This window comes from Achromobacter sp., from assembly GCF_057314935.1.
This window is the reverse complement of the sequence record NZ_DBHKZA010000074.1, coordinates 1-13,735: the sequence shown is the minus strand read 5'-3', so window position 1 is coordinate 13,735 and position 13,735 is coordinate 1. Positions and strand designations below refer to the sequence as shown.

Annotated in this window: 13 protein-coding genes; 2 read left to right on the top strand and 11 right to left on the bottom strand. The window is 66.5% G+C overall.

The annotated features are described in order from the left end of the window. The 7 genes from ACO6D5_RS23310 to ACO6D5_RS23280 all read right to left on the bottom strand — a co-directional run. Nucleotides 1–626: FAD-dependent oxidoreductase (locus ACO6D5_RS23310; RefSeq protein ID WP_485826678.1), on the bottom strand; the 626-nt coding region annotated here is incomplete at its 3' end. Beyond that, nucleotides 623–931: a (2Fe-2S)-binding protein gene (locus ACO6D5_RS23305; protein WP_006227750.1), complete on the bottom strand. Its 309-nt coding sequence runs from the start codon at nucleotides 929–931 to the stop codon at nucleotides 623–625. The genes ACO6D5_RS23310 and ACO6D5_RS23305, both read right to left, overlap by 4 nt. After that, nucleotides 915–2,072: an NAD(P)/FAD-dependent oxidoreductase gene (locus ACO6D5_RS23300; protein WP_485826677.1), complete on the bottom strand. Its 1,158-nt coding sequence runs from the start codon at nucleotides 2,070–2,072 to the stop codon at nucleotides 915–917. The genes ACO6D5_RS23305 and ACO6D5_RS23300 overlap by 17 nt, the downstream gene beginning before the upstream one ends. Beyond that, nucleotides 2,072–2,872: an ABC transporter permease gene (locus tag ACO6D5_RS23295; RefSeq protein WP_315529112.1), complete on the bottom strand. Its 801-nt coding sequence runs from the start codon at nucleotides 2,870–2,872 to the stop codon at nucleotides 2,072–2,074. The genes ACO6D5_RS23300 and ACO6D5_RS23295 overlap by 1 nt, the downstream gene beginning before the upstream one ends. A 1-nt stretch (nucleotide 2,873) precedes the next feature. Further along, nucleotides 2,874–3,740, bottom strand: a complete 867-nt coding sequence (locus ACO6D5_RS23290) for an ABC transporter permease (RefSeq protein WP_485826676.1) — start codon at nucleotides 3,738–3,740, stop codon at nucleotides 2,874–2,876. Next, a complete protein-coding gene (locus tag ACO6D5_RS23285) occupies nucleotides 3,737–4,798 on the bottom strand; it encodes an ABC transporter ATP-binding protein (RefSeq protein ID WP_485826675.1) in 1,062 nt (353 codons plus the stop codon). Before ACO6D5_RS23285 ends, ACO6D5_RS23290 begins: the two co-directional genes overlap by 4 nt. Nucleotides 4,799–4,853: 55 nt before the next feature. Further along, nucleotides 4,854–5,885, bottom strand: a complete 1,032-nt coding sequence (locus tag ACO6D5_RS23280) for an ABC transporter substrate-binding protein (protein WP_485826674.1) — start codon at nucleotides 5,883–5,885, stop codon at nucleotides 4,854–4,856. Nucleotides 5,886–6,016: 131 nt separating this feature from the next. Between ACO6D5_RS23280 and ACO6D5_RS23275 the strand changes: the two genes are divergently transcribed. Beyond that, on the top strand, nucleotides 6,017–6,820 hold the full coding sequence (locus ACO6D5_RS23275) for a GntR family transcriptional regulator (RefSeq protein WP_315529108.1): 804 nt from the start codon (nucleotides 6,017–6,019) through the stop codon (nucleotides 6,818–6,820). On the opposite strand, the gene ACO6D5_RS23270 is transcribed toward ACO6D5_RS23275, so the two are convergent. The 3 genes from ACO6D5_RS23270 to ACO6D5_RS23260 all read right to left on the bottom strand — a co-directional run bounded on the left by ACO6D5_RS23270 (nucleotide 6,807) and on the right by ACO6D5_RS23260 (nucleotide 11,603). Next, nucleotides 6,807–8,528: a hydantoinase B/oxoprolinase family protein gene (locus ACO6D5_RS23270; protein ID WP_485826673.1), complete on the bottom strand. Its 1,722-nt coding sequence runs from the start codon at nucleotides 8,526–8,528 to the stop codon at nucleotides 6,807–6,809. The two genes, ACO6D5_RS23275 and ACO6D5_RS23270, sit on opposite strands and share 14 nt — an antisense overlap. Continuing rightward, nucleotides 8,525–10,579: a hydantoinase/oxoprolinase family protein gene (locus ACO6D5_RS23265; RefSeq protein WP_485826672.1), complete on the bottom strand. Its 2,055-nt coding sequence runs from the start codon at nucleotides 10,577–10,579 to the stop codon at nucleotides 8,525–8,527. Before ACO6D5_RS23265 ends, ACO6D5_RS23270 begins: the two co-directional genes overlap by 4 nt. 139 nt (nucleotides 10,580–10,718) lie before the next feature. Next, a complete protein-coding gene (locus tag ACO6D5_RS23260; RefSeq protein WP_485826671.1) occupies nucleotides 10,719–11,603 on the bottom strand; it encodes a Bug family tripartite tricarboxylate transporter substrate binding protein in 885 nt (294 codons plus the stop codon). A gap of 270 nt (nucleotides 11,604–11,873) precedes the next feature. Here ACO6D5_RS23260 and ACO6D5_RS23255 point away from each other — a divergent pair, with 270 nt between their 5' ends. After that, on the top strand, nucleotides 11,874–12,755 hold the full coding sequence (locus tag ACO6D5_RS23255; protein ID WP_485826670.1) for a LysR family transcriptional regulator: 882 nt from the start codon (nucleotides 11,874–11,876) through the stop codon (nucleotides 12,753–12,755). A 9-nt stretch (nucleotides 12,756–12,764) separates the two neighbouring features. Here ACO6D5_RS23255 and ACO6D5_RS23250 read toward each other — a convergent pair whose 3' ends face one another. Next, nucleotides 12,765–13,598 carry an AraC family transcriptional regulator gene (locus tag ACO6D5_RS23250; protein WP_485826669.1) on the bottom strand — a complete coding sequence of 278 codons (834 nt, stop codon included), beginning with the start codon at nucleotides 13,596–13,598 and terminating at the stop codon, nucleotides 12,765–12,767. Nucleotides 13,599–13,735 lie beyond the last annotated feature (137 nt).

Sequence of the window (13,735 nt, the reverse complement as noted above, 5' to 3'; positions counted from 1 at the left end):
CGCAGGAAACCCCAGACCTTGGACAGCGCCTGGCCCATGCGGCCGGGCGGCGTGGTTTCCAGCAGCGCGTCGATCTTCACGCCGGCGTTCAGGTATTGCCACGCCACCAGATACAGCAGCGGGCCGCTGCCGGCCAGCACGGTGCGGTCGGCCGGCACCACGCCCGCGGACTTCAGCAAGATTTGCGCCGCGCCCGCGGTAATCACGCCGGGCAAGGTCCAGCCCGGGATGGGGAAGGGACGCTCCTGGGCGCCCGTGGCCAGCAGCAGCCGGCGCGCGTGCACGATGCGCGCCTCGCCCGCCACCGAATACGCCACCTCGAAGCCTTTCTCCGGATGCGGGGCCGTATGTTCCGCCACGGCCCAGACGGTGGCGCCCGGCACATAGCGCGCGCCGGACTGCTGGAACGGCGCGACCAGCGACGCGCCATGCCAATAGTCTTCGCCCAGGATGCCGCGGTCGGTCACGGGCGTGGTGGTGATGGCCCGATAGATCTGTCCGCCCGGCGCCGGCTGTTCATCCAGCAGCACCGTGTCCACCCCCAGGCCGGCGGCCAGCGTCGCCGCCGCCAATCCGGCCGGGCCCGCGCCCACCACCAGCAAATCGCATTGCGTCGTATCGATCATGCCTGCACCTTGCGCGCGCCCAGCTGGCGCTCGATCTTCATGCCTTCGCGCACGGCCGTCATGCAGCCCTGCTGGTTCGCCTGCCCGTCGATGGTGACCAGGCAGTCGTAGCACACGCCCATCATGCAATACGGCCCGCGCGGCACCTCGTTCACGGCCGTATCGCGACAGGCCGACACGCCGCCGGCGAACAGCGCCGCCGCCACGCTGTCACCCTGCCGGCATTGCAGTTCGGCCCCGTTGACCGTCACGCGCACCGGCGCGCCTTGCGTCTGGCGCTGCGCCTCGTCAAGCCTCTTGAACATGGAACCTCCGGGTCGAGAAGGGCGCCATGTCGTCGGCAAGCTTGCCGGCCACGATCATGGGCGCCAGATTGAGGGCGTGCGCGGCGGCCAGCGTCACGCCGCTGTGACAGGTGGCGACGAAGGCGCCGGGGCACGTTTCGGATTGCTGATAGATCGGGAACCCGTCCTTGGACATCACGCGCAGCGCCGCCCAACTGCGCACGACGCGGACGTCCCGCAAGGCGGGCAGGGTACGCACGGCGCGATCGGCCAGCGTGCCCAGGATGGGCAAGCCCACCAGGTTGTCCACATACCCCGCTTCCTCTTGCGAATCACCGATCAGCCACGTGCCTTCATCGGTTTGGCGTAGGGTGGACAGCGGCGTCTCCAGCAGGCGGCGCGTGCGTTCCAGTACCACGATCTGGCCGCGCTGCGGGCGCACCGGCACATCCAGGCCCACCTGCGCGCCCAGGTCCTTGTTCGACAGGCCCGAGGCCAGCACGACCTTGCGCGCACGCACGGTGCCGGCAGGCGTGTCGATATCGAACACGCCGTCGCGCTGCTTGATGCTGCGCGCCGGACGGCGCGGCAGGTAATCCACAACCCGCTGTGCAAAACTCATGTGCAGCGCGCGCAGCAGCTTCAGCGGATTGGCGATGCCGTCCACCGGCGTCCACGTCGCGCCCCGCACCTCGGGGCCGATGCCGGGCACCAGGTCCGCGACTTCCGCGCGGTCCAGCAGCTTCCAGTCGTATTGCGCCATGCCGGGCTGCGCCAGCAGGGTCTGCATGAACGTGGCGCGGGCCTCCATCTCTTCATCGCTCAAGAGCGCATGCAGGCCGCCGCGCTGCTCCAGATGCACGTCCACGCCGGTTTCCTCCAGCAGCTGCGCGGCAAGCCGTGGCCAGCCCGCGGCCGACGTCATCGTCCACACGCCGTAGCGCGGCAGGCCCATGCCCTTGCTCTGCACCCACACCAGCCCGAAGTTGCCGCGCGACGCGCGATACGCCACATCGCCTTCGTCCAGCACCGCCACATGCTCCAGCTCGCGCCGCAAGCCGTAGGCAATCGCGGAGCCCACCAGCCCGCCGCCGATCACCGCGGCGTCGTAGATGCCGCGATGCACGGGCGCACGGGGCGCCAGTTCTTTCTCGTCCGTCATTAGCGTCCCTTTCCTACAAACAGCTTTTCCAGGCCGACCACGCGGTCCAGGATGAATATGGCGATGATCGTGACATAGATCAGCACGGCCGACACGGCAGTCACCAGCGGATCGATGGTGTCTTCAATATGCAGGAAGATGCGTACCGGCAGCGTGGTCGTGGAGGGCGACGCGATGAAGATCGACATCGTCAGCTCATCGAAACTGGTGATGAAGGCAATGACCCAGCCGCTGACCACCCCGGGCAGCAGCAAGGGCAGCACCACGCGGCGAAAGGCCGTCCAGTTCGAGGCGCCCAGCGACTGCGCCGCACGCTCCAGCGCCGGGTCGATGCCGGTGGCCGACGCCAGCACCAGGCGCAGCGCATATGGCATGACCAGGATGACGTGCGCGATCACGAGACCCACGTAGGTGCCGGCCAGGTCCACCGTCGTGAAGAACTTCAAAAAGGCCAGGCCCAGCACCACGTGCGGGATCATCAACGGCGACAGGAAGAACGCCACCAGCGCTTCGCGGCCGCGGAACCGGTTGCGGGCCAGCGCCAGCGCGCTGGGCACCGCCAATGCGATCGCCAGCGTGGCCGACAAGGTGCCCAGCCCCAAGCTGAACCAGAACGCCTCGACAAAGCGCGGGTTGTCCAGGATGGCGCGGAACCAGCGCAGCGACAGCCCGCCCGTCGGCAGCGAAATGAAGCCTTCGGAGGTGAACGCCACCGCGCACACCATGACGATGGGTGCCAGGATGAACAGGATGAACACCGCATGGAAGATCAGGCCGATGGGACCGTTTCGGAATGTCATCTCAGGCTCCCGACTGGTTGAAGACGGCGCCGTACTTGCGCTCGATGATCCGGTTGGCCGATAGCAGCACGACCACCGTCGCCAGCAGCAACACCACCGCCAGCGCCGCGCCCAACGGCCAGTTCAGCGTATTCAGGAATTCATCGTAGGCAGCCGTGGCCACATTCTTCAACCGGCGCCCGCCGATGATGGCCGGCGTGGCGAAGGAGCTGGCCGCCATCGCGAACACCATGATCGCGCCCGACAGGATGCCCGGCATGACCTGCGGCACGATGACGCGGCGGATCACGGTGAACTGGGTCGCGCCCAAGGACAACGCGGCCGCTTCCGTTGCCGGATTGATCCGCTGCAACGACGCCCACACCGAGATCACCATGAACGGCACCAGCACGTGCGTCAGCGCAATCGCCACGCCCAGGTTGCTGTACATCAGGTCCACGGGCGTCGAGATCAGCCCGATGCTCATCAGCGCCTTGTTGATCAGGCCGGTGGAGCCGAACAGCAACGCCCAACCCAAGGTGCGCACCACCACCGAAATCAGCAGCGGCCCCAGCACCACCATCAGGAACAGCCCCTTCCACGGGTTGGCCATGCGCGACAGCACGTAGGCCTCGGCCGTGCCCAGCACCAGGCAGGCCAGCGTCACGGCGGCCGCCACGCCGAAGGTGCGCGCGTAGATCTCGTAGTAGTAGCCGTCGGTCAGGATCTCGATGTAGTTCTTCCACGTGAACGTGGCCTGCATGCCGCCGTAGAACTGGAAGTCGAAGAAGCTGATCAGGAACACCAGCGCCATCGGCACCACCAGGAAGGTGGCGTACACCGCCAGCGCCGGCGCACTCAGCACCCAAGGGTTGGCGCGCGCGCTCATGACGGGCGGCCTTGCGGCGCGGACGCCACCGTGCACATGTCCTGCGCGCGCCAGCGCAGGTGCACGGTTTCGCCTTCGGCGGGGACGGGCACGCCGTCGTTCTGGCGGATCACCATCACTTCGCCCACCGACGTCTCCACCTGGCACAGCCAGTGGTTGCCCTGGAACACGCGCGTCTTCATACGCCCGGGCAGCGCACAGGCGGCGGGTTCGGAAAACAGGATCTTCTCGGGGCGCACGATCACGGCGCCTTGCGGCACGGGCGCGCCGTGCATCGGAATATGCGCATCACCCACCCGGGCGCGCGTTTCGCCGTCGTATTGCTCGGGCAGCGGCGTGAACACGTTGGCCTTGCCCAGGAAACCGCCCACGAAATGGCTGGCGGGGCCTTCATACGCCTGGAAGGGCTCGGCCACCTGTTCCACGCGGCCCTGGTTCATCACCACGATGCGGTCCGACAGCGCCAGCGCTTCGGACTGGTCGTGCGTCACCAGGATGGTGGTGGTGCCGATCGTGCGCTGGATGCTGCGCAGTTCCAGCTGCATTTCCTCGCGCAGCTTGGCGTCCAGGTTCGACAGCGGTTCGTCCAGCAACAACACGCTGGGCCGGATGACCAGCGCACGCGCCAGCGCCACGCGCTGCTGCTGTCCGCCGGACATCCGCGCCGGATGGCGGTCCGCCAGATGCGCCAGGCCCACCAGCTTTAACGCATCAGCCACGCGCGACTCGCGTTCGTCTTTCTTGACCCGCTGCATCTCCAGGCCGAAGGACACGTTCTCGGCGGCAGTCATGTGGGGGAACAGCGCGTAGTTCTGGAACACCAGGCCCAGGCCGCGCTTGTTGGCGGGCACGCGGCTGACGTCGCGGCCGTCCAGCACAATGCTGCCGCCAGTGGGTTCGACAAAGCCCGCGATCATCTGCAGGGTAGTCGTCTTGCCGCAGCCCGACGGCCCCAGCAGCGAAATGAACTCGCCCCGGTTGACGGACAGGCTCAACGCTTCGACGGCGGTCGTATCGCCATAGCGCTTGCAGAGGCGGTCCAACACTAGATAGGTCATGAAAGCTCCCGTGGGCGGCGCGCGGCGCCGCCCCGTTTTCAATGCCGGCTGCGCGTCAGCGCTCGATTTCCCGCGTCCAGCGCTTGTTCCAGTCGTCGCGGTTCTGGTTGACCGTGTCCCAATCGATCACGATCAGGTCAGCGGCGCGCTTGCCGATGGGCAGCGGCACGCGGGGGTCGTCTTCCACCTTGGCCTTCTTGTTGACCGGGCCGTAGCCGTAAGCAGACGCCAGCTTTTCCTGCACCTCGGGCGTGACCAGGTACTGCACGAAAGCCTGGGCCAGGGGGTTGGTGGCCGACTTGGCTACCGGGCAGACGGACGACAGCAGGGCGTAGGCGCCTTCCTGCGGATAGACGAAGCCCACCGGGAAGCCGGTGTCGGCAAACGACTTGGCGCGGCCGCTGCCCCAGACCGAAATCACGGCCTGGCCGCTGGAGAACAGTTCGGTCATCTTGCCCGGCGAGGGCTCATAGACCAGCACGTTGGGGCCGACCTCGTTCTTGAACGTGGTGAAGCCGGCGTCGATCTTCTTCTCGCTGCCGCCGCCTTCGCGGGCGTATTCCACCAGCGCGTGCAGGCCGTAAGTGTTGTTCAGCGGTGGAACGACCAGCTGCTTCTTGTACTTGGGATCTTTCAAGTCCTTCCACGACGTGGGCGGCGCCCATTTCTTTTCGTCGAAGACCTTCTTGTTGTACATGATGCCGGTCGCCACGATGCCAATGGCGACGGCCTTGTCGTCCTTGTAGCGGGCGGTGCCGTAGATGTCGTCGGCGGGCAGGCCCTTGATGGGCTCGCAGAACCCCAGCGCGATGGCCTGGTACATAGGGCCGTCATCGATGATGGCCACGTCGATCTGCTGATTGCTTTTTTGCGCCTGCAACCGCGCCACCGTGTTGGTGGAGTTGCCGGCCACGTAGTCCAGATCGACGCCATGCTGCTTGGCGAACGGCGGGAAGATGTCCTTGCGCATGATGTCTTCGAACGAGCCGCCGTAACCGGCCACCACCAGTTTCTGCTGCGCCGCCGCGTTGGCGCTGAGCCCTGCGGCCACCGTTGCCGCCGCGATCACTGCAAGTACCTTGCCCATGAGAACCCCCGATTGTTGGTACACTTTGTCCGTACATGAATGTCCGGACAAATAATGGATCCGACGAGACACCGTTGTCAATGGGTTATTGTCCGTACAAACCCCATATAACAATGCAAGGAGCCCTCCCCATGACCCGATCCTCCGAGCGCGCGGCCGGCCCTGGCGGAGCACGGCAAGCACGCGGCAAACCGGAATCGCAGGCGCCCGACGGCGACGCGGGCGGCCCTCGCTACAAGAGCATCTTTCAGACGCTTTCCCAGGACATCAGCACGGGCCGCTACCCGGTCATGACACTGCTGCCCACCGAACACGAGCTCTGCGACCAGTTCAACGCCAGCCGCCACACCATCCGCGAAGCCATCCGCATGCTGACGGTGGCCGGCATGGTCTCGCGCCGGCCCGGCGTGGGCACCCGCGTCGAAACCGCCCGCGCCAGCACCCGGTTCACGCAGCGCATCTCGCAATTCCCCGACCTGCTGCAGTACGCGCGCAATGCGGCCCTGCTGGTGCAGGACGTGCGCACCATCAAGCTGCCCAAGCGGCTGTCGGAAGCGCTGGGTTGCGCGGCCGATAAGTCCTGGCTGCACATCAACTCCATCAAGACGCTGGACGACCAGGACACCGCCGCGGCCAGCACGCTGATCTACGCCGATCCCGAACATTCGGATGTGCGCGTCGACGTGAAATCGCGCATTTCGCTGCTGCGCCTGATCGAAGACCACTTCGGCGACCGCATCACCGAAGTCAACCAGGAGTTCTCGGCCACGCCCATCAACGCCACGATCGCCAAACAGTTGAAGGTCGAACCCAAGACGGCGGGCTTTGTCATCACCCGCCGCTACTACGGCGACGGTGGCCTGCTGCTGCTGGCCACCATCACCACCTTTCCGCACGACAAGATGAAGTACTCGATGACGCTCAACGTGGGGTAGCGGGCGCGGCACCGTAGGCGGCAAGCGCGGCCTCCGCGCTGACCTTGCCGTCGGCCAGGTCCCGCTCGATGCGCGTCCGGATCCGTTCGGCCGGCGCGCCATAGCCGCCGCCGCCCGGCGTTTCGATGCGCACGCTGTCGCCCGGGGCCAAGGCGATGTTGGCCGTCTTGGAAAACAGCTCTTCCGCCTGCGGCGTGCCGAAATTGCGGATGAGCCGCGCGCGGCGTCCGTCGCCGCCGCCGTCCACGCCTGCCGCGACGCCCACCGTATGGCTGTCCGAGCGCGCGGAGAACACGATGCCCGGCCCTACCGCGCGGATCTGCTTCGCGATTGCCAGACCGCCGCGTGTACGGCCCACGCCGCCCGAATCCGGAATCATCGCGTACTCGTCCATCAGCAGCGGATACTCGTTTTCCAGCGCTTCGACGGGAAGGTTGGACGTATTGGTCATGTGCACGTGCACCGCGTCCATGCCGTCGGCATCAAACCGCGCGCCCGCGCCGCCGCCCAGCGTTTCCAGGTACACGAAATGCCCGGCGCGTTCGCGCCACCGCCCCGAAAACACGATGGCGGGGCAGCAATCGTTGCTGGACGCCATGGTCTTTTCCGGCGGCAACAGGCCGCGGAACGCGCCGAAGATCGCGCCCGCCACCTTCTGCGCCGTGATGGACCGCGCACCGACCGCGGCCGGGTGTTCCGGGTTGGTGATGGTGCCTACCGGGGCCGAAACGGTGATCGGGTCGAAGAGCCCCGCGTTGGGCGCCAGGTCCGGATCCAGCATGGCTTTCACGGCGTAATACACGCAGGCGCGCAGGGCGTTGAACGGCAGGTTCATCGCGCCGCGCGCCTGTTTGCCCGAGCCCTCGAAATCGAAATGCAGGTTGTCGCGGCGCACGGTCAGCGTCACTTGTATCGGCACCGGATCGCCGCCCATGCCGTCGTCGTCCAGATCGCTGCGGAACGTATAGCTGCCTTGCTGCAGCTCCGCGATGCGGTTGAGCAGGCGGCGGCGCGTGTAGGCGATCACGTCGTCCACCGAGCGCAGCACGGCATCCAGCCCCATCTGCCGGATCAGGCCTTGCACCGCCGCCGCCCCGCGGCGATTCGTTGCCATCTGCACGCGCAGGTCCAGCACGCGCTCTTCCGGGTCACGGGTGTTGGCGCAGATCAGGCGCAGCATGTCCTCGTCCGTCTCGCCGTGTTTCGCGATGCGGCAGGCGGGGATGCGGATGCCTTCCTCGAAAATGGATTTCAAACCGCCCGCGATGGATCCCGGGACGGCCCCGCCCACATCGGAATGGTGCGCGATATTGGCCGCGAAGAAGCGCAGCTCGCCTTCCCAGAACACGGGCGTGACGATGTTGATGTCGGGCAAGTGGCTGCCGTCCGCCAGGTAGGGGTCGTTGCAGATGAAGACGTCGCCGTCGCGGATGTCGGCGGTCTCGAACGTGCGCAGGATCGCGCCCATCGCGCCGTCCAGCGAACCCAGGTGCAGCGGGATCTGGGTGCCTTGCGCCACCAGCCGGCCCGCCGCATCGAACAAGGCCACCGAGCAGTCCTTGCGTTCTTTGATGTTGGTCGAGAACGACGCGCGCACCAGCGTGTTGTTCATGTCCTCGGTGATGGACAGCAGGCGGTTGCAGAACACCTCCATGCCGATGGGATCGGCCAGCGCGATGCTGGAGCCGGAATGGTCGGGCGTAGTCATGCGTAGCCTCCTTGCAAACGGATGATCAGGTTGCCGTAGTCGTCCACGCTTGCGTGCTGGCCGACGCCGACAACGGTCGTGGAGCTCATTTCCTCAAGCAGGGCAGGTCCGGTGAAGCGCGCGCCGGTGGGCACGCGATCGCGGTCGTACACCGGCGTATCCTGCCAGCCGTGCACCGGGCCGAAGTAGGCCTTGCGCTGGCCCAGCCGGGCGTCTTCCAGCTCGCCGCCGATATGGCGCGGCGCGAGCGGCGCCTTCACCACCTGGCCCACGGCCTGCATGCGGCAGTTGATGATCTGCACCTTGCGGTCGTCCACCGTGTAGCCGTATTCGCGTTCGTGCGCTTCGGCGAAGCGGCGGGCGAATTCGGCGTGGCCGCCGGCGCCGGTGTCGTCCAGGCTGACCTGCACTTCAAAGTTCTGGCCTTCGTAGCGCGCGTCGATGGCGCTATGGCAGACGCGCAGCGCAGGGTCCACGCGTTCCTCGGCCAGCCAGCTTTCCGCCTGCGCGCGCAGGCCCTCGAAGATGGCGGCGATCACGGGCCACGTGTCCTCGCCGGCCAGCGAGATCTCGCTGCGCACGAAGTCGAACGAAATGTCGCTGAGCAGGATGCCGCGCGCGCACATGGTGCCCGGCTCCTGCGGCACGATCACTACCGGGATGCCGCATTCCTCGGCCACTTCCACCGCGTGCAGGGGGCCTGCGCCGCCATAGGCATACAGCGCGAAGTTCGACAGGTCGTAGCCGCGCTCGGTGGACACCGCACGAATCGCGCGGCTCATATTTGCCGCCGCGATGCGCAGGATTCCTTCGGCCGCGGATTCCAGATCCAGGCCCAGCGGCTTGGCCACGCGCTGCTCGATCACCTGCCGCGCCGCCTCCGCGTGCACCGGCATGCGGCCGTTCAGCAGCGCCACGGGGTTCAGCCGCTGCAAAGCGATTTCGGCGTCGGTGATCGTCGGCTCCTGCCCGCCGCGGCCATAGCCCACCGGCCCGGGAACCGCGCCCGCGCTGTGCGGGCCCACTTTCAGCGCGCCGGCATCGTCCAGCCACGCAATGCTGCCGCCGCCCGCGCCGATCACATGGATGTCCACCATCGGCGTCTTCACCGGATAGCCCGCCACGTGGCGATGCGAGGTGAACAGCGGACGGCCGTCGCATACCAACGATACGTCGGTGCTGGTACCGCCCACGTCGAACGTGACCAGGTTCAGGCTGCCGATGGCGCGCCCCACGGCGGCCGCGCCCACCACGCCCGCCGCAGGCCCCGACAGGCAGGTCCGAACCGGATACTGGCGCACAGTGGCGATCGACATCAGGCCGCCGTTGGAGTGAATGGTGTGCGGCTCGTGGCCGATGTCCAAGTCGCGCACGCGCTGCAGGAACCGTTCCAGATATCGCGCCATCTTCGGCCCCACTGCGGCGTTGAGCACCGTGGTCGACAGGCGCTCGTATTCGCGGAATTCCGGCAGCACGTCGGATGACTGGCTGATGTAGACGCCGGGCATGGCGTCGGCCACGATCTGCGCGGCGCGGCGCTCGTGTTCAGGATTACGGTATGCATGCAGGAAGCAGATCGTCACGGCCTCGATGCCGGCCGCGGCGAACTGGCGCGCCGCCGCCAGCACCTGCGCGTCGTCCAGCGGCGTCAGCACTTCGCCCGCCGCGTTCACGCGCTCGTCGACTTCGATGCGGAACTCGCGCGGCACGGCCACGGGCGGCTTGCCCACGCTGTAGTCGTACAGGTGCGGCCGAGTCTGGCGGCCGATCTCCAGCACGTCTCGAAAGCCGCGCGTGGTGATCAGCCCGACGCGCGCGCCCTTGCGTTCGATGATGAGATTGGTGGCGACCGTCGTGCCATGTCCCACGTGGGACACCTGGGACGGCGGCACGCCGTGTTCGGCAAGCATCTGCCCGATGCCCGTGGCGATGGCTTCCGACGGATCGTGCGGCGTGGACGGCACCTTGTGAAAGTGCACCACGCCAGCATCCTCGTCGATCATCGTGAAATCGGTAAACGTGCCTCCGACGTCTATCCCTATGCGATACATATCGTTCATTCCAAAAAGAGTCTTGCCATGCCGCCCGGACAAACCACGCGGCAACAGAAGTCCCGACCGCCGCGCGTGCCGGCGGGTCTCATGCCCCGGCGCGTGTCTTCTACCGGCGGCGCAAACGGGTCGGGGAAGGTCAGTCCAGGCGGATGTCGGCTTTCTTCACCACCTGGCACCACTTGCTGATCTCGTCCTTGATCATCGTGCCGAACGCCGGCCCCGCCACGTCCGAGACCTGGGCGCCTTGCTGCTCCAGGTAGGCCTTCATGGCGGGCGCATGCAAGGTCTGCACCAGGCCGTCGGTCAGCTTCGCGCGCAGCGGCTCAGGCAGGCCGGCCGGCGCCAGCATGCCGAACCACACCATGGCCTCGTACCCCGGATAGCCGGATTCCGCCACGGTCGGCACATCGGGCAGCATCGGCGAACGCTGCGGCGAAGTCACCGCCAGCGCCTTGATCTTGCCGTCCTTGATGTAGGGGTAGGAGGTCATCACCACGTCCACCATCATGTTGATCTGACCGCCGACCAGATCGATCAGCGCCGGACCCGAACCGCGGTAGGGCACGTGCACCATCGACACGCCGGCGGTGGTCTTGAAGAGTTCGGCCGCCAGGTGGTTGGAAGTGCCCTGGCCGTTGGAGGCGAAGGAGTACTTCTCGGGGTCCTTCTTCAGCAGCGCCACGAATTCCGGCAAGGTGTTGGCCGGCACCGACTGGTTGACCGACATCACGTTGGGAATCGTGGCCACCACGGTCAACGGCGTGAAGTCCTTCACCGCGTCGTAAGGCAGCTTGGAATACACGCACGGCGCGCTGCCGTGCGTGCTGACCGAGCCCATCAGGATGGTGTAGCCGTCGGCGGGCTGCCGCGCCACGTACTCGGTGCCCACGGTGCCGCCTGCGCCGGGGCGGTTTTCGACGATGACGTTGGCGGACAGGCGCTGGCCCAGTCCTTCGGCGACCTTGCGCGCAATCAGGTCGGTGGACCCGCCCGCCGCGAACGGCACCACGATGCGAATCACTTTATCCGGCCAGGCGGCGCTGGCGGATCCGGCGGCCGCGAACAACGCGACCCCGGCAGCAATGCGACAGCAACTGCGTATCAGCCCTGAGTTCATGGCTTGGTTTCCCCTTGTTGATAGAACTTCCTTGTGGCCGGATCATGCGTGTCCGGCCTTGGTTCGCTGCAACAACAAGGCCATGCTAGGCCTGCGGGTTCAATGACAGCAGCCCTACAGGTTTATATTTGTATAACTGCCATTTATAGGTGCGCGGCCGTGAAGAATCCGGACTTGAATCTGCTTCTGCATTTCGATGCCCTGATGGCGTGCCGCAACGTGTCGCGCGCGGCAGAGCAATTGAACATCAGCCAGCCGGCGATGAGCGCGGCGATGAACCGGCTGCGCCAACTGTTCGGCGACCCGTTGCTGGTGCGTGAGGGCGGCGCATGGCAGCCCACGTTGCGGGCGATGGAGCTGCACCAGAATTTCAAGCCGCTCCTGGAAAGCTGGCATCGGGCCACGCGCACCCGCGAGGCTTTCGACCCGGCCCATTCGTCGCGCATGCTGTCGTTCTACGCCACCGATTATGTGCAGTACACGTTGTTGCCCAAGCTGATCCCGCGGCTGGCGGTGGACGCGCCGCACTTCCAGTTGCAGATCGTGCCGGCGCGCCCGCAGCACGGCCTGAGCATGCTGGACACGAACCATGTGGAATTGATCGCGGGCTATTTTCCAGACCCGGCGCCGGACCTGCGCACGCGTTTCCTGTACCAGGAGCCGGCCGTCTGCATCGTGCGCGAAGGCCATCCCTGCCTGCGCAAGCGCTGGAACCTGGATGCCTATCTGCGCCATGGCCACCTGGACCTGGCGGCGCACACGCGCTATTTCAGCACCGCGATCGACCGCATCCTGATGGGGCAGAACCGCAGCCGCAAAATCGTGGCAACCTTGTCCAGTTATCTGGTCTGCCCGTTCATCGTGGAAGGCTCGGACCTGATCGCGACGATGCCGGTCAGCATCGCGCGGGCAATGACGGGCGCGGCGCGCATCGTCACGCTGAAGGTGCCACTGACGCTGCCGCCGATCGCCGTGTCGCTGTACTGGCACGAGCGCTATCAGGACGATCCCGCGCACGCCTGGCTCAGGCAGTACCTGGCCGGCGTGCTCGGGTAGGCGCGTCCCTTATTTCAGCGGCAGGCAGATGCGGGTCTGCAATTGCGCGGGCGGGGTCGTGCGGGGGTCATTCATGTATTGCTCGAACATGGGAAAGTCGGCCGGCACCATGCCGCAGGCGGGCAGCCATTCCGAGAACAGCCAGTTATAAGGCTTGCCCATTTCGTTGTAGGGGCCGGTGTAGGTAAGGATCGCGCAGCGGCCGGCCGGGATCTCGAAGCGTTCCAGTTCTTCGCCCAGTTCCGCGTCGGGCGCGACCGGCATGCCGGCCAGCGAACGCAACTGGCTTTCCGGCACTTGTTCGGGGTCGTCGAAGTACACGCCGAAGCCGACGGTCGCGGGGTTGGCGATACCCCGGCCGATGGCCAGCATGAAGGCGCGGCTGAAGACGGATCCGATCTCTTGATAGCTGCCGCGGTGAGGCAGCGCGGCCAGCGTGACGCCGGGAAAGTGTTCGATGGAAACGGGGTACATGGCAGGCTCCTGAGGGTCTAGGGGAAGGGAGCGAGCGGCCCGGTAGCGACCCGGCGGGATGCCGAAGACGGCGCCGAAAGCCCGGTTGAACGCGGCGTCGGATTCGTAGCCGGCGCGTTGCGCAACGTCCCTCAAGGGCGCCTGCGACCCCGCCAGCGCGACCGCGGCGCGATGCATGCGGATGCGCTGGACCGTGGCATTGACCGTTTCCCCCATCATGGCGCGGTAGACGCGGTGGAAGTGATAGGGGGACAGGCAGGCCAGGTCGGCCAGCTGGTGCAGGTCGGGGTCGGCGTCCGGGTGGGAGGCCAGCCAGCGCAGGACGGGGTCCAGGCGTTGGGCGTAGAGGGTTCGGGTTTCGGGCTTCATGCTTGCTCCTTGGAGGGCAATGTAGCTTTGGGGGGTTTGCAGATTTTGCGGTTTTTTTTGGAGGAATTGTTGTAGTTGTTTTGGTGCGTGACGGGGTGGGGCCGGGGAGGGATGTGTTCTTTTGACGCCTGGCGTGG

Excerpts from the sequence above, each read along its gene's own strand:
- ACO6D5_RS23305 (WP_006227750.1), bottom strand. The coding sequence starts at position 931 with ATGTTCAAGAGGCTTGACGAGGCGCAGCGCCAGACGCAAGGCGCGCCG.
- ACO6D5_RS23300 (WP_485826677.1), bottom strand. The coding sequence starts at position 2,072 with ATGACGGACGAGAAAGAACTGGCGCCCCGTGCGCCCGTGCATCGCGGC.
- ACO6D5_RS23295 (WP_315529112.1), bottom strand. The coding sequence starts at position 2,872 with ATGACATTCCGAAACGGTCCCATCGGCCTGATCTTCCATGCGGTGTTC.
- ACO6D5_RS23290 (WP_485826676.1), bottom strand. The coding sequence starts at position 3,740 with ATGAGCGCGCGCGCCAACCCTTGGGTGCTGAGTGCGCCGGCGCTGGCG.
- ACO6D5_RS23285 (WP_485826675.1), bottom strand. The coding sequence starts at position 4,798 with ATGACCTATCTAGTGTTGGACCGCCTCTGCAAGCGCTATGGCGATACG.
- ACO6D5_RS23280 (WP_485826674.1), bottom strand. The coding sequence starts at position 5,885 with ATGGGCAAGGTACTTGCAGTGATCGCGGCGGCAACGGTGGCCGCAGGG.
- ACO6D5_RS23275 (WP_315529108.1), top strand. The coding sequence starts at position 6,017 with ATGACCCGATCCTCCGAGCGCGCGGCCGGCCCTGGCGGAGCACGGCAA.
- ACO6D5_RS23270 (WP_485826673.1), bottom strand. The coding sequence starts at position 8,528 with ATGACTACGCCCGACCATTCCGGCTCCAGCATCGCGCTGGCCGATCCC.
- ACO6D5_RS23265 (WP_485826672.1), bottom strand. The coding sequence starts at position 10,579 with ATGTATCGCATAGGGATAGACGTCGGAGGCACGTTTACCGATTTCACG.
- ACO6D5_RS23250 (WP_485826669.1), bottom strand. The coding sequence starts at position 13,598 with ATGAAGCCCGAAACCCGAACCCTCTACGCCCAACGCCTGGACCCCGTC.